Raw genomic sequence first — 15674 nt, 5'->3', positions numbered from 1 at the left:
AGTATTTATTAGATTGTTTGTAAGAATTTTTATTTGAAATAATTTCAAATTCATCAAAGGATAATGTGTTTAAAGCTTTACTACTCCGGAGCTTTAAAGATATTATCATCGGAGTGGAATCCTGCAACGCCACCGCTCACCGCAAATTTCATTGCAGAAGCCGCTGTCATGCCCACTACCGGTTTGATGTTTTTTTCTTCCGTAACAATTACCCATCCTGAAATGGCGTAAGAATGCGGCAGGTAAACCGCTACATAATTATGTTTTTCCACGTCTGCCATTTCCTTCTGGGTGAGAAAGCCTATTCTCCAGATTTCAGGATTTTCATTGGTTTTTACCCAGACAGGATCGTTGAATTTTTTCTTATCTCCTACGAATGAAGACATGACATCTTTTGTAGGGGTATAAATGTGCTTAACGCCCGGAGTTTTTTCAAGAAGACGATCCATGGCATCAAAAAAGAACCGTCCAACTACAAATTTGTTTCCTAAATATCCTAAAATTGCTGTAAATACGATGGTTGAAATAAAAACCAGCCCGGGAATCTCTTTGGCTACCGAAGGAATAATATTGTCAATGGAGGTCACTACATACCAGATGACAAACATCGTCAGTCCTATAGGACCAATAATGACAAGTCCCTGAAAGAAGTTTTTCAGGAAAAAATTGGCAATATTTTCAAACGTCAGCTTTTTCAATTTTAAAATATAGTTTTATCCGTGGATGGTTTCTCCTTTTCCGTAAGACTGGATAATTTTTGCTTCATATTCCAGCCATTCTTCCCATCTTGCATTTACTTTCTGCTCATCGCCCAATTGTCTTGCAAATCCTATGAATGTGGTGTAATGATTGGCTTCGGAGATCATTAATTCTCTGTAGAACGTTTTAAGCTCTTCATCTTTGATGTTCTCTGTAAGCACTTTGAATCGTTCACAGCTCCTTGCTTCGATCATGGCCGCAAAAAGCATCTTATCAACAATAAGATCATCTCTGTTGCCTCCTTTCTGGATGAAGTTGACCAATTCGTTCACATAATCATCTTTTCGGGTACGGCCGAATATATATCCTCTCTTTTTAATAATCTCATGAACCTGTCTGAAATGTTCCAACTCTTCCTGCGCGATGGCAAGAAGTTCGGTTACGATCTCAGGATATTCAGGAAGCATTGTGATCAGCCCGATAGCGTTGGTAGCCGCTTTTTGCTCACACCAGGCATGATCCGTTAAAATTTCTTCAATGTTTCCTTCTGCAATATTTGCCCACCTGGGATCGGTAGGAAGTTTCAACTTAAACATGTTTCAAATTTTGTGTAAAATTAAAATATTTTGTGATATGACAGAAGTTTTATTTTGTTTGAAAATTTTCATTTAAATTCATGTTTTTTATGAATTATGTAAACTTGATGGTACTTTTTTTGTTATTGTTTTAAAACCAATTAAAAATATAAACATTATGGAAACAATTACAGCTATTAAAAGTAAAATGAATGCCTTACTTGCATTTGCATTTTCAGTATTCATGTCTATTTTTTCGTTTGCACAAGATACTGCCGGTGGGGTAGTTACTACAGAAAACAATACAACGACCACTACAGAATGGTATGCCAATCCGGTGTATATTATTGGAGGGGCTATTGTTCTCATTATCATTATAGCATTGATAGCGAGGAGCGGAAGAAGAGACTAATAAAAAATAAAAAACTGCTATTTAATAGCAGTTTTTTTTCGCAATATTTCCAGGATATTCCATCCAATGCTGTCTACTTTCTTTAATACAGCTGAAATCCCAAATGCCAGAAAAACATTAATGATATAAATTAATATCATTAGAATCCACCAAGGCATTTTTTCTTTTAAGGGAACTACCAAAAAATAAACGAGCGAAGAACTTATTCCCTGGGCGAAATAAAAAAAAATGGCATTTTTACCAATGTACGTTATAAAGCTTTCTGCCGAAATTTTTAACCGGTTATAAAATACAAATAATGTTACCAGAGAAAACATCGCCCAGATGATGTACGGAATTTTAGGTGGAAATTTATTTCTGTTGATCTTATAAAAGATCTCATTTCCATAATACCAAAACATCCATATTAACGCTGCAGCTACCAAAGTATACAAAGCCGGAATCATTTTATCAGGTATTTTTTTGCCTTTCATTCTATTTCCGATCAGAAAAATTGCAAGATAAAATGCTACGTATCCTACTTGTCCGTCCGGATATATTTCAGGAAAAATATTAAACAGCAGTGTTAAAACAACACATAGAGCGATAAACCAATTGATATGTTTAGGAAAAAACCGTAAAATCAAGACTCCGAAAACCGTCAGAATAAAATATACTTTCAGATACCAGAAACTTCCCATGACTACCGGGAAAGTGTCGGCATTGGTATATTGATGCAGGTACCAATTTCCAAGATTTTCCCATTGTGGCGATGTTGAAATACTATTAATTGTATATTTCGATCCAAAGGTGGAATAAAAGTTCTTTAGCCATTCAAGAGAAAAAAAATTCAGGCCAAAAATTTTAAAGAAATAATCCATAAAAAACAGAAAGGTCACAAAAATCATGTATGTGATCTGTAGTTTCAGTAATCTGTAAAATGTTTTTTCGATATTGGAGCCCGAGGTTATTCCACTTAAAGCATAAAATAGAGCCACATCAAAAACCAGAGAAAATACTCTCACTTCTGCCGGGATATAAAATTGTCCGGACCAAAATGCCGTATGAATAAATATGATAGAGAGTGTTGCCAGCCCTTTTGCAAAATCAATATAGAGATCTCTTTTCATTATATATAGATAATGCATCAAAAGTAAATAAACTTTATGAAATATTTTTAAAAAGAAAAGAGACAGGAATATTGGCCTGTCTCTAAGAAAGATATATCGAAAATGAATGTTACTTTAAATTTTTGAAATCTTCAGCAGAGATTTCTCCCGTCTGAATTTTTTTCAATTCATCAAGATATTGGCTCATGTAAGCATCAAGCTCAGGATATTGAGCATTTTTTGCAGTTTTATAAGTTCCGTTTAAAACGCCCTGATAATAGTAAAAGAAATTATAATCAAATGCAGATGCGGTAAGATCATATTGTCCTAAAAGGAACCCCAAACGTACAGCAGATCTTCTTTGTGGCGGTGTTCCGTGGTGTCCCGGACTGTTCGTCTGGTAATCTCCGATGCTTTGTGCAAATTCATAGGCCGCTGCGATTTGTGTAAAACTTGTTTGGTTATAACCGTTCGGTCTTCTTAAATAATATCCTGCAAATCCGTCTGCTTCCAGTTCATTAGGTCTTGCCGTAGATTCGTTTACTGAAGGAAGTCCGAAGATGTATTGCAGCTGGTGTCCATATTCATGGGCTAAAATCATAGCGTTAACAATATCTCCGCCTTTGGATTTGGCATCATAATAAATGGCATATCCGTAATAAATTTTACCCGTTGAATACGAAATCGCATTATATGTAGAATTATAATTCGACGGATCGTTTACAAAACGAAGTGTTGGATTGCTTCTTCCCCAAAGGCTCGCAATTTTTGTCATTTGCGAATTCATAAAGTTAGTATCTGTAGAATTCTGTAAAGATGTCAGTAAAACGGCAGATGAGCTCCAGTTTTGGTCTACATAGTAACATACTTTCTCTAAAGCATTGGGTTGTTCGATTCTTTGACTTTCGGTTTGTTGTTCTGGCTGTACCGGAGTTTCCAGTGTGTCGTCGTTACATGCTGACAAAGAAAGTGCAGCAATTGCTCCCGCCAGGATGCGGAAATTAAAGTTTCTTTTCATATAAAATATTTTGGTTTTGCGAAGATATATTATTTAACGGAAAATAATATCACTTTATTGTGATAAATTATTCAAAACATAGTTAAAATTTTAATTAAAAAAGATTGGATTGAATTTGAGGAGATTAGAAAATATTTCTTATATTTGCACCTCGAAATAACTAAAAATTTTATAAACAATGTTTGCAATTGTAGAAATAGCAGGGCTTCAATACAAAGTTGAGCAAGACCAGAAGTTGTTTGTAAACCGTTTATCAGGAGACAAAGGAGGTAAAGTATCTTTCGATAAAGTACTTCTTACTGTAAACGGAGCAATCACTGTAGGCGCCCCAGCTGTAAGCGGAATCACTGTAGAAGCAGAGATCCTAGACCACGTAAAAGCTGATAAAGTAATCATTTTCAAAAAGAAAAGAAGAAAAGGTTACAAAGTGAAAAACGGTCACAGACAATCATTAACTCAAATTCAGATCACTGGTATTACAGGATTTGAAGGAGCTAAGAAAGCAGAAAAACCTGCTAAAAAAACAACAAAAAAGGCAGATGCTGAAGCTGCTGAAAGTGCAGAATAATTGTTAAACCAAAAAACCTTAAAATAAAATGGCACATAAGAAAGGAGTTGGTAGTTCCAAAAACGGTAGAGAATCTCACTCTAAAAGATTAGGGGTTAAGATTTTCGGTGGTCAGGAAGCTATTGCCGGAAACATTATTGTTAGACAAAGAGGTACACAACACCACCCAGGTGCAAACGTGGGAATTGGTAAAGATCACACTTTGTTCGCTCTAGTAGACGGTAAAGTAGTTTTCAGAAAGAAAGCAAACAACAGATCTTTCGTATCTGTAGAAGCAAACGCATAATTTAAGCGTTTCATAAAAATTAAAACCTCAGCAATTTGCTGAGGTTTTTTATTTTATCAAATTACAATCACGAATGAATATATTTCTTATATTTAACATCAAATCAAACAAAATTTAACTGATATGAAAAATTTAAAGAAAATCACAAGACAGGATCTTAAAGAAGTTACGGGAGGTATCGCTCCTGTAAAAGAATGTTTACCATGCAATATTTATTGCAGTATTCCGGAAGGAGAAAGGCCTCCGTGTAATATTGTTTATATTGTAGCACATTGCAACGGATGTAAAGATTATCCTGTAGAGTCCTAAGAAACAAAAATCTCCTTCACGAAGGAGATTTATTTTTTCTGTTAAAAGTTTACCTGGAATCCGGCTTTTATGCCAAAGGTTGAAATATCAGGTCGGTCAAGATAATTTCCTCGCCAGTTAAAGTCTATCCTGAAAATTCTCAGGTTTCCAAAACCTATATTCTCGATTCCGAAACCATATTCGTAATAAATATGATCAGTAGGAGCAGAGTATTTAAAGCCTTCCACGTTAATGGCTTTAGAAGCGTCGCTCAATGTACCGTATGCTCCTCTGATAAAGGCTATTTCTCTTAATTTCAGTTTTTTAATTAACGGAATAAAGGAAAGAATCTTACCGTTAAAATGATGTTCCAGATGAAGTGTTGTGTAAGTGTCTGCTACAAATTCATAATAATTCAGCTGTGCAAAAGTATTCTGTGCAAGACTGTACGACTGATTTCCGGGAATCACATTCTGCAGCGCCAAAGGAACAGTGTCGAAGTTCTTTCCGGCTTCAAAGTTGACCTGCAGTTTTCCCCAGCTTCCAATTAAAAACGGCTTGTAGAAAAGGAACTGTAGTTTATTATAATTAAAATCAGATCCGAATAATCCTTCCACTCCTTTCGTGTATTTTAAGACAATGGTCGGAGCCAGAGTTCCATGCTCATAACGATCGATCCCGGTCTGGGAAAATTTCGCTCCCGGTCTTGCGATCAGGCTAAGCGTAAAGTGCGAATCGTTTGTGGTTTTCCTTAAAGCACCATCTTTATAATACATCAGGCTGAAACCATCCGGATTGGCAGATTTAATGCTCTGCATCGTTCCGTCGAGCCTGATCTGGAAGTTCTTCCAAGGTTCGATTGAGGTAAAGACGTTTGTCTGATTAAGCGAGCTTAAAGATGCATTTTCTCCTCTTGCAAAAATGGTTGAAGAGGCAAAAGTCCTGGCCATAATCCCGTCATCATTGGTAAGCTGTACTCCCAGCTGAAGTATATCTCTCCGGGTTCCGGCTCCTACGGTAAACCTATTTACCCTGTTGAACATGAATCTTGCTTCAGCACCGTATTTTACCTGCTGGTCTTTGAAACCGTAAGCCGTATAAAACTGAACCCTCCACGGATCATTTCTCGTGAAATAAGTTCTTGCGCCCAAACGTATTCTGTCTCCTTCTACCTCATTTTTACCGTAAACAGAGAAAATAGGACCGATATCAATGCCTAATTTTTTCACATTATAATAACCGGAACCCAACGTTTCATACAGTTTTACTATTCTGTTGAATTTCGGAGTCTGCTGAAGTTTATCCAACATGTCGTAGATTCCCTGTTCGGTTTTAGATAAAGAATCGGGCCTTGCTTTAAGCCAGTAGGCATCATCTTTGTCTGTGAAGCTATCAGAATATTCTTCTTCTTTTCGTTTGAAAACCTGATCTTCCAAAGGTTTGTTAAATTCATATTCGGAATAATCGACCGACCGTTTGGCAACAATGCTTTTTGCGGTTTTCTTTTTGGAAAACGGCGTCATTTCAATTTCGGTAACAAATTTTCTCGGTAAAAAAGTATTTTCGTCAGGATTATCATACTCCAGTTCGGTAGAAATCCCGTTGATGAAATTAACATTGATTTTCTGGGTGGATTTTAAAGTGGCTCCCAGCACGGCATAACTGTCTGTATCAATATACAGATAACCCTGAAAAGCCAGAACTTCCGTTCTTTTCGGCTGATACCTGATCTTAAAAGCATTTTCTCCCCGAACGGAAACGGTGTCAATTAAATTATAATCATACGTGCTGAAACCTGTTTCTCCCACAGGACTTGGAAAACCGATATCGAAATAATTTAAAGTATTATCATAGATATTAATATCCCGGTAAAGGTTTTTGGCGGTAAGCGTTACGATCTGGTTGTCCTGAAACCCGGATGTTTTTTGTGCGACCAACAGTCTTTTTGTTTTTTTTGAGGGTCTGTTTTCGCCGTAATTTTCATACACCGCTTCATTAAGAAATACGGGAAGTCCTATTTTTCCGCTTGCGGTAGAGTCTTTATAATCGAAAATAAATTCAAGTTTATTGAAAATTTTTCTCTTCATAAAGGCGCTGTCAAGGTTGTTTGCGTCAAACTGGATTTTTTCGTACTCTTTATAGGTGTACGTATCGAATTTATCCAATCCGTTATTTCTTTTTCTGGCCCAGACTTTCTGCATGATGGCATACGCCGGGTTTTCCTTTTTATTTTTATATTTCGGTTTTTCGTTGTGGATCACTACTTCTTCGATGTTGCTTACTTTTTCCTGCGAAAGTTTTACAAAAATATTGTTGGCATTCTCAGGAGTAACATCTACGCTTTCTAGAGCGTAATTTTTTCTTAAAAACTTCAGCTTGTAAATAATGCTGTCCGACTGAACGGCAAAGTTTCCCGAAGTTGTTGTTAATGCAGCCTTATTGCTTTCATTAATAAAGATATCGACACCGCTGATTTCTTTATTGGTTTTGGCGTCTGTAATTTTTCCGCTGGCAGCATTTTGGGCATATACAAAATGGGAAAGGAGGATAAAAATTAAAAAGGGATAATATCGCGGTCTGTTAATTAACATTTGTTGTTCTTCAAGCTATTGCATAAACAAAAAGTATGCAGATTTATTGTAATGGTTCAATAATATTTAATTTTTCAAGTAAATAAATACAAAACTGCAAATGTAAGGAAATAACATGATTGATAAGTTGCTGTGCTGTTATTATTTTGTTAAAGTGATTGGTGCTTAATAAAATAAAAAAGACCTACATTGCTGTAAGTCTTTTTGCTCCTCCTGCTGGGCTCGAACCAGCGACCCTCTGATTAACAGTCAGATGCTCTAACCAACTGAGCTAAGGAGGAATTTCCTATTGTTTTAGTGGTGCAAATATAAAAGGAATATTAATATCAAACAAATTTTTGGTTTAAAAATAATGAGAATTTTCCTGTAATAATGGGCAATGTGAGCTATATAATTATTTTTCAGATGATTAAATTTGTCTTATCTGAAAATTTTATTTTTAGAACAGGTAAATAAAAAAGACCTACATTTCTGTAAGTCTTTTTGCTCCCCCTACTGTGCGATTATCGAACCGATTGCTTTTGATTATTAAATAGTTCCATCAAAACACGACTCATTTTGGGGATCGAACCATTTTAATTTTTTTCTTTATGTTTGTTTGTGGAGTGAGGATAATTTACGCCATATAATGAGACCATAAACAAATATTAAAATGTCAATTCTAAAATGCTCTCCGTGATATTTTCCGATGTAAACATTATAAATACAAAGAAAATCATACAAAAGTTGGAATAGAATTAACCCAAGTAAAAGATACGTAGAAGAATTTTTCTTATACGATATTACTGACAATGCAAAAAATAAATAAACGACGTTACTAATAAAATGAGATTTATATATTTTTCAGTAGAATTTAAAAAAGCAATATCTAAAAGCGAGAAATTGGGAATTATCTTAAATTGATAGCTAAAAGAGTTAGTTTTAGTTATCCAAAAATCTATTCCTACAAAAATTGAAACTACGAATCCCAATACAAATAATATTAATACTGTTTTCTTCATTATTTATAAAGTTGACTCCATTGAACAGGAGATATGACAGATATTTTGAGGAGTTAGTAAAGTTTACCAAAATCTATCCAAATTACAAAGCTGTTGTTACTGAAAGAAATTCTTTATAAATCAAACAATAGGCATAGACCTTTTACGAGGTTTTAGAAAGAAATAATCCCCTCCGTTTTAGAGGGGATTTTGTTTGGCTATAATATATAGGTAACACAAGCTTGGATTATTTTATATGTTAAAATACTGATTATCAATTATTTATTAAAACCAAAAGGCAGATTGGATTTTTACATGTATTTTATCTGATTTTTTTTAAATAAAAAACGAAATGTTAAAGACAATTACAATCTATTTTTTTAAAGTTTGGACTAATACGAATATTATTTTTTACATCATCGAAGATTTTATTAGCAGATTCTTTTTCTTCTGGTATATAAAAGTTTATTAACTCTTTTTTGTTGTCAAAAAATGTACTCCAAACATAATCCTCATCATAAAAAGATGTATTATTCTTAGATTTATCTTTATTTAGAAATATTTTTTTAGATTTTCCAATTGATTTTTTTAAAAACTTCAAATCCTCATCAGTTTTACCCACTAACAAGATTGTTATGTTGCCATATGTTTTTTTAATTTCTTTGGATGATATAATCTTAAAAGTTTTTATATCACCAGAAGTGAGTTCAAAATCAATATTATAGTTTCCTTCTTTATCCTTCAAGCTTATTAAGGTTAAATAATTTTTATCCAAATTAACTTCTTTGCTAATCAGGTTTTCTATAAAAACATTTATAAAAGGATTTAGGGAAAAACAATCACTCTTTTTTGTTTGTGAAATAGCATTATTAAAAAATAAAATAAATGCTAAGATATAAATTTTCATATTATTTTTAATTTGCACCATTTGAATCATAATTAAAGTATCTTCCTTTTGAGAATAGCCTAAATTTCACACCATTAAAACTACTGTCAGTAGTATTATGATAGTCAACATGCCCTCTTGAACCATCCATATATGATGGTCTTGGAACTAATTTACCATCCTTTAACATATATCCACTTGGAAGGGTATTAGCTGGATGGTTGTGGTCATTAGCAGTTAATGTACTTTGCATGAAATAATCACCACCTACACTAAAGTTCTTCATAAGAGTTTTAGGGTCTACTAATGTTGATGCAGTTAAGTGCAATGTTGAAATTACAGAAAAAACACCTCCTTTATTACCGTTATAGCTTGAGTTAGAAAATTCCACACCAGTATTTTTATACATATATTCTGCAACTTCCTGTGCTTTGTCACTGTTATTATAAAAACTTAAAGTTGAAAGCTTTGAAGAGGATTCCGTTGTTTTTTGAGCTGATGTCATAGGAGAATCCATTGTTATTTCTTGTAAGTTTTTAGCAATATATCCTTTTTCTCCAACCTCAACACCACCGTCATTGTTTGCATTTAAGTTCCCCTTACTATCAAAATTATTTTCAGCATAAATAACATCTGTTTTGGACTCAGCCATCCATGTTAAATTTCCCAATTTATCCAACTTATAAATATCTGTTGCTTCTCTACCATCAGGGTCAGTAAACCTTAATGGATTATTTACAGCATAATTATAGGGAGACCATGCTCTAAACTCTTCACTCAAAGGGTCAGGAGAAAACCATCTCCCTGCTGTATCCAAATAAGGCTGTGCATCTGGGTCACTTGAATCTATCTCTCTGAATTCAACAATCTCTTTTGTCTTTTTGTTGAACCTTACTGAACCAATGCTCACAATAGAGTCCTTGTCATGAAATTCTAAATACTTTCCTTTGCTGAGTGTTGCTACTTTAGGGTAGTATCCATATTTCTTGAAGGGATTTCCTGCTTCAATGTTTTTTCTTCTTCTCTCTGCTTCTTCTGGAGTTAATGGGTCTTTGGATTTCAAAACCTCATCCATGTAAGGTCTGTTTCTTTCCTCTTTGGTAAGTTTTACAGGGTTGATATATGGTTTCTCTGCTTTGGGTTTAGTTTGAGGTTTACTTTTTTCCTGTGCCTGTGTAAATCCTGCTATCAGCACAAAGCCAGTCAATACAATTCTTTTCATAGTCATTTGTTATTTTGTAAAGTTATTCATTAATTTTTTATTCTCGTACTTCTCTCTTTCTGTTTTTAGTGATACCAGCCAGTCTAAGTACATTTCCTCTGGCATCTGCCTGTATCCGAGCTCATAAATGTGAGTGTATTCTTTAGTCATTAAATCCATGATTTCCTTAGCTTTTGGGTCTTGTTGAGCTTTTTTTATGTTTTCAGGATTGGTAGAACTCAAATTCTGTTTATCCATCAATTTTTCAAACTGTGTCTTGTGGGTTTCAGCTCTTAGGATTAAAGCTTTAGCAAAGTTGGGATAAATCTCGATTGCTCTGTTTACAGCCTTTAATACAAAATCACCATCATTATCAGGAAAATTCCTGTTGTATGCCTGTGCTAAATCAAACAGACATAAAGCAAGGCTTTCTTTATTATTCAGAGCTTTCATAAACACCCCATTTTTGATGGCATCTAAGTGAATGTAGCCAGAAGCCATTAACCATGAATCCTGTGGAAATATGCCACTCGTAAGCTCCGTATTATACCATCCATCAGACTTGATTTGATGCTTTATATATACATGGTTTGGTGCTAATGCCAGATATGCATCTACACCCAATTCCTCAGCTAAAATCTTGTATAGATAAGGCATAGAATTACAGTTTCCCTCTTTGGTCATTAGTAATTTTGAGACAAAAAGGTTTGTTATATCATTATGCCCGAAAACATCTTTAAAGTCATAGTTAAAGGGCTTGTATTGAACTACAGTATCTTTAACAGCAATGGGTAAAGACTGGCACATAATAGAATACACTGCTGCATACTTGCTTACTTTGTCTTTATCAGATTGTTTATAGGTTAACTCCCTGTTTGCAATGATTGCCTTTGCAAATCTTGTCAAAAACCTGACTTGATTATTCAGTTGAACTGTGTCTAATTTTCCCTGAAAATAGGCATTCTCTACACTAAATACAGCATCTTTAAAACTGTATTTCTGTTTATCATTCACCATGTTGTCAATGGTCTGATAAGCATCATCGTAAAATTGATTACTTTGGGCTTTAACCATCCCACAGCAAAGCCACAAGAGCATTAAAAGCAAAGTTGTTTTAGTTTGTAAATATTTTTTCATTAAAAATGTTTGGGGTCTATCTTAAAATATTGAGCCTTCTCTTTTGATTGCTCGGATTCTCTTCTCTTTTGTTCCTGAGCTTGTTTCAAGCTTCCTGTTGTTTTTGCTTTTCAGCATTAACCTGTCTCATTCTTTCAGCAATTTCTTCACTTTTCTGCCTGTTAGATTCTCCTTTCATATTACCTAACCACTGCTCATAAGCTCCTTCTGGCATCATTACAAATCCCAGATTATCAATATTATTAAACTGGGCTTTGGTTTCCTGCAATATGGCTACTGCCTTAGGGTAAAATCTTATCTTTTTAAGGTCTTCTGGATTTTCTAAATCTGTAACACCTAACTGACCAGCTACATAAGCTAATCTTGCTTGTTGGTACATAGATTTAAGCTGATTAGCATAAATATTGTTAGGTGAGTATTCCAATGCTTTGTCTAATGTATTTCCAACAAACTCATCCATTCCGTATTTATGAATGTACCCATTGGCTAAATCAGCATAAAACTGTGCTAAAAGTTCCTTTTTGCTAAGGTTTTTCATATAAATATCATTCTGTAAAGCCTCAGATTTGATATATCCAGATTCCAGAATTAAAGAATTGGCTGTAAAAATACCATTGGTAAGTTCTGCATTTTGCCATTCTCCCTCACCATCCAAAAACTTGATATAAGTATGATTAGGGGCATAAGCTAAATAGGCTTCGGTATTCATCTCTTCTGCTAACATCAGATATAGTAAGGGCATTGAGTGGCATTGCCCTGAACCTGTTTTTAGAAGTTTTGAAACAAACATTTTGCTCCAATCCTTTGCACCCATATAGTCCTCAAAATCGTATTTGATAGGTTTATTCTGAACACCTCCAAGCTTCATACCTTTAGACAGATACTCAAAAATCATCAGGTTTTTGTCCGTATTGCTTTCAGTATCCTGCTTTCTGTCTTTCATTTTCTGTAAGAGCTGTTTTGCTGTTTTCTGAATTCCAGATTTAAACTGATTGAGATTTTGTTTACCTCCATAATAAGCATTTTCTACAATGAAATTGGCTTCACTTATAGGGTAGTTTTCAGTATTGAGTGATGCTAATTTGTTGTAAGCATCGTAATAGGCTTGTGTTCCTGCCTTTCCTGATAAAGAAGGAAGATTGTAAAATGAATGTTCTAAGGCTTGTTGCCTGTTGTATTCTTCTTTTCTGTTTGTGAGTTCCTGTTCCTGAGCAATCCTTTTAAAGTCATCCTGAAACATTCTTTGGTTTTGCTGTTCTATCTTTGAACTTCTTTGCCTGGATAAGCCACCATGAGGAACCGATGGAACAACAGACCGTGCTGGACTTCCATAATTTGAATTGGAAAAGATGCCCAGATTACTTGGATTGGGAGCTTGGGAAGTGGGAAAATTAGGTATCTGCCCCAGTCCCCATATACTTACACACAGCAAAGGCAAAAACTGTAATTTTTTCATCATAAATAATAATTTTTCTTGTGCATTAGAAGGTTTACAATGTTACAAAAATTCATTGAGCTGTGAAAATCACAAAGCCAATGTAGACATTAATGTTTACCCACTGAGCAAATATAAAAGATAATATTGACATCAATGTCAATAGACCCTAACAAATTTATATCCTATCAAAAGAATCTTGGAGAGAGACTGAAAACTATCAGGGAATCTCAGGGGTATTCCTTAACCGATTTGGCTTCTCTGTGTGATTTGGAGAAAACTGCTATTTCCAGAATTGAAAATGGCAGAACCAACATTACTTTCAAGACAGCTATTGTACTTTGTAAAGCTTTAAAAATTGAACTTAAAGATTTTTTTGATATTCCAATAAATTGAGCTTTTCATTTTATCTTTATTTCCATTTAATTACTTTTCTCCAAATGTAGAATAGGGTAACGACAAAACGTGTCACATTAAAATTTAATTTAAAGTTATTATGAAAATTATATGTTGAGAACTTTGGTTTTTTCCAGAATGTGAAAACCTCTTTTTATGTATCGTGCAAGTACCTATATAGAAAACAGCCCCACCCATGATTTTTGATTTTGTGTGTACTCCCCTAAAAACTCCAGATTTTGGTCTTGAAAAATGATTTTGATAAGATTTGTAAAAAAAAGTTCTAAAATTTTATAGAATGGTAACAGTTTTTGTTAGAAATGAGCTTGAATTTTTAGTTACCTTGACCGAAACCTTGACTTCATTTTACTATTTTTTGATAAAAGCCTTGACTCAAACCTTGACCTTGACAAAAATAAAAACACCTACATTGATGTAAGTGTTTGATTTTCAATGGCTCCTCCTGCTGGGCTCGAACCAGCGACCCTCTGATTAACAGTCAGATGCTCTAACCAACTGAGCTAAGGAGGAATGTCCTTTGTTTTAAGTGGTGCAAATATAGGACGAATATTTATACCCTGCAAATATTTTTTTAAAAATTTTACATATTACAATTTCCCTGCAAATATTTTGAAAATATCGCTTCCGAAAATCAGGATCATTAAGCCTAAAAGGAAGATTACACCAATCATCTGGGCGTTTTCAAGAACTTTTTGAGGCACCGGTTTTCCAACAATAATTTCATATAAAGTGAAAAGCACATGGCCACCATCTAACCCCGGAATCGGAATTAAATTCAGGAAAGCCAGCCAAACCGAAAACATGGCCGTAAAACTCCAGAATGCAACCCAGTTAACAGAAATATTACCGTTCGCATCTTTGTCAACAGGCATATTTTTAACGATGGCAATCGGTCCGCCCACGTTTTTATATCCCTGAATTTTTGAATTAAACATGATTTTAAACTGCTTTACCTGCATGGTAAGCGCTTCAATGGTTCTTACAAAACCTCTTGGAATCGCTTCTCCGAAAGAATATTTTTTATTGGTAGTAACATTCGAAAGGGTCTTTTGAGCAGTTTTTATTCCTAATTTACCATTTTTATCAACTGCTGCAGAAACCGTTTCAGAATTGCCGTTTCTAAGAACCTCAATTTGTACTGTTTTTCCTTTATTTTGATTCAGAACAGTTCCTACCTCATCAAAATACTGCGTTGGCTGTCCGTTAATAGCAATTACTTTGTCTCCTTTTACCAGTCCGGAAGCTTTTGCTGATGGTGTTGCCAATGAATCAATAATCATTGGGAATCTTGGTAGGATGTATAATTTCGCTTCTTTCTGCTTCAGAACATCCGCAACACCGTCTTTATTAATCGGGAAAGTGGTTTCTTTTCCATCTCTTAAAACGGTTACATGGTCTCCCAATAAAATATTGATGGAAGCATTTTCCAGCCTTTCGGCAGGTTTTCCGTCGATGTTTATGATTTTATCGCCATTCTGGAATCCCATTTTTTTCCCGGCTTCCGTTACGCCAATTCCGCTGTTGAATTTCGTAAGGTCGGTGTATGTTTCACCATTAAAAAGAGAAAGGCAGGTGTAGATGAGCCAGGCTAGGAAAAAATTCACGGTAACACCTCCCAACATGATAATCAGTCTCTGCCATGCCGGTTTCGATCTGAATTCCCAAGGCTGTGCCGGCTTCTTCAGTTGTTCGATATCCATGCTTTCATCAACCATTCCGGCAATTTTCACATATCCTCCGAAAGGCAGCCAGCCGATACCGTATTTTGTCTGTTCGGGATGTTTTCTCCAGTCACTGTCCGGAAGTTTTGATATATCGATGGGAACTTCTTTCTTTTCGCCGTTCACTTCAATGATTTCGGTATCCGGAAGGTTTTTGGAAAGAAATTTATACTGCCATTTTCCATTGATTTTTTTCATTGAAAAAATTGAGAACCACGGGTCAAAAAACAGGAAAAATTTCTCTGCTCTGGTTTTGAACCACTTTGCGGGTAAGAAATGCCCAAGCTCATGAAGAAGGACTAAGATAGAAATGCTCAATATAAATTGAAACAGTTTGATTGCTATTTCCATTAATGCTTTTGTATGTTAATT

14 protein-coding genes, 2 tRNA genes and 1 pseudogene are annotated in these 15674 nt (G+C 34.8%); 5 read left to right on the top strand and 12 right to left on the bottom strand.

Going from position 1 to position 15674, the window contains the following annotated elements; translation table 11 throughout:
- Positions 1 to 80 precede the first annotated feature (80 nt).
- Together ODE14_RS13730 and ODE14_RS13725 are read right to left on the bottom strand one after the other, a co-directional pair.
- Entirely contained in the window at positions 81 to 698 is a 618-nt protein-coding gene (locus ODE14_RS13730; RefSeq protein WP_263601830.1) for a DUF502 domain-containing protein, read from the bottom strand.
- 15 nt (positions 699 to 713) lie between these two features.
- Complete coding sequence (locus tag ODE14_RS13725; RefSeq protein ID WP_248389485.1) at positions 714 to 1295, bottom strand: tRNA-(ms[2]io[6]A)-hydroxylase; 582 nt, start codon at positions 1293 to 1295, stop codon at positions 714 to 716.
- A gap of 157 nt (positions 1296 to 1452) precedes the next feature.
- On the opposite strand from ODE14_RS13725, the gene ODE14_RS13720 reads away from it, so the two are divergent.
- Positions 1453 to 1686, top strand: coding sequence for a hypothetical protein (locus tag ODE14_RS13720; RefSeq protein WP_263601829.1), 234 nt, complete (start codon positions 1453 to 1455; stop codon positions 1684 to 1686).
- A 17-nt stretch (positions 1687 to 1703) separates the two neighbouring features.
- On the opposite strand, the gene ODE14_RS13715 is transcribed toward ODE14_RS13720, so the two are convergent.
- On the bottom strand, positions 1704 to 2795 hold the full coding sequence (locus ODE14_RS13715) for an acyltransferase family protein (RefSeq protein WP_263601828.1): 1092 nt from the start codon (positions 2793 to 2795) through the stop codon (positions 1704 to 1706).
- Positions 2796 to 2904: 109 nt separating this feature from the next.
- Positions 2905 to 3792: a metalloprotease gene (locus ODE14_RS13710; RefSeq protein ID WP_263601827.1), complete on the bottom strand. Its 888-nt coding sequence runs from the start codon at positions 3790 to 3792 to the stop codon at positions 2905 to 2907.
- 178 nt (positions 3793 to 3970) lie between these two features.
- On the opposite strand from ODE14_RS13710, the pseudogene rplU reads away from it, so the two are divergent.
- The 3 genes and pseudogenes from rplU to ODE14_RS13695 form a co-directional block, all read left to right on the top strand.
- Positions 3971 to 4333 (top strand): annotated as a pseudogene (rplU, locus tag ODE14_RS13705) (50S ribosomal protein L21); the annotation flags it as partial.
- Positions 4334 to 4388: 55 nt separating this feature from the next.
- Positions 4389 to 4646 (top strand): 50S ribosomal protein L27, encoded by a 258-nt coding sequence (gene rpmA / locus ODE14_RS13700; RefSeq protein ID WP_100076262.1) that lies wholly within the window; start codon positions 4389 to 4391, stop codon positions 4644 to 4646.
- A 123-nt stretch (positions 4647 to 4769) separates the two neighbouring features.
- Positions 4770 to 4955 carry a bacteriocin-like protein gene (locus ODE14_RS13695; protein ID WP_263601826.1) on the top strand — a complete coding sequence of 62 codons (186 nt, stop codon included), beginning with the start codon at positions 4770 to 4772 and terminating at the stop codon, positions 4953 to 4955.
- Between the two features lie 41 nt (positions 4956 to 4996).
- On the opposite strand, the gene ODE14_RS13690 is transcribed toward ODE14_RS13695, so the two are convergent.
- From ODE14_RS13690 to ODE14_RS13665, 6 genes are all read right to left on the bottom strand, one after another.
- A complete protein-coding gene (locus ODE14_RS13690) occupies positions 4997 to 7525 on the bottom strand; it encodes a DUF5686 and carboxypeptidase regulatory-like domain-containing protein (protein ID WP_263601825.1) in 2529 nt (842 codons plus the stop codon).
- Between the two features lie 207 nt (positions 7526 to 7732).
- Positions 7733 to 7806: transfer RNA gene (locus tag ODE14_RS13685), tRNA-Asn, on the bottom strand.
- A gap of 1054 nt (positions 7807 to 8860) precedes the next feature.
- Positions 8861 to 9412 carry a hypothetical protein gene (locus ODE14_RS13680; RefSeq protein ID WP_263601824.1) on the bottom strand — a complete coding sequence of 184 codons (552 nt, stop codon included), beginning with the start codon at positions 9410 to 9412 and terminating at the stop codon, positions 8861 to 8863.
- Between the two features lie 7 nt (positions 9413 to 9419).
- Positions 9420 to 10613, bottom strand: a complete 1194-nt coding sequence (locus ODE14_RS13675) for an RHS repeat-associated core domain-containing protein (protein WP_263601823.1) — start codon at positions 10611 to 10613, stop codon at positions 9420 to 9422.
- Positions 10614 to 10622: 9 nt separating this feature from the next.
- Positions 10623 to 11729: a hypothetical protein gene (locus ODE14_RS13670; RefSeq protein WP_263601822.1), complete on the bottom strand. Its 1107-nt coding sequence runs from the start codon at positions 11727 to 11729 to the stop codon at positions 10623 to 10625.
- Positions 11730 to 11814: 85 nt separating this feature from the next.
- Positions 11815 to 13188: a hypothetical protein gene (locus tag ODE14_RS13665; RefSeq protein WP_263601821.1), complete on the bottom strand. Its 1374-nt coding sequence runs from the start codon at positions 13186 to 13188 to the stop codon at positions 11815 to 11817.
- A 132-nt stretch (positions 13189 to 13320) separates the two neighbouring features.
- On the opposite strand from ODE14_RS13665, the gene ODE14_RS13660 reads away from it, so the two are divergent.
- Positions 13321 to 13560: a helix-turn-helix domain-containing protein gene (locus ODE14_RS13660; RefSeq protein WP_263601820.1), complete on the top strand. Its 240-nt coding sequence runs from the start codon at positions 13321 to 13323 to the stop codon at positions 13558 to 13560.
- A 454-nt stretch (positions 13561 to 14014) separates the two neighbouring features.
- Here ODE14_RS13660 and ODE14_RS13655 read toward each other — a convergent pair.
- Both ODE14_RS13655 and rseP read right to left on the bottom strand, forming a co-directional pair.
- Positions 14015 to 14091 (bottom strand) — tRNA-Asn (locus ODE14_RS13655).
- 77 nt (positions 14092 to 14168) lie between these two features.
- Positions 14169 to 15653: an RIP metalloprotease RseP gene (gene rseP / locus ODE14_RS13650; RefSeq protein WP_263601819.1), complete on the bottom strand. Its 1485-nt coding sequence runs from the start codon at positions 15651 to 15653 to the stop codon at positions 14169 to 14171.
- Between the last annotated feature and the right edge of the window lie 21 nt (positions 15654 to 15674).

Source organism: Chryseobacterium sp. PET-29 (assembly GCF_025736815.1).
Classification (GTDB): Bacteria; Bacteroidota; Bacteroidia; order Flavobacteriales; family Weeksellaceae; genus Chryseobacterium; species Chryseobacterium nepalense.
This window is presented reverse-complemented; position numbering and strand designations above follow the sequence as displayed.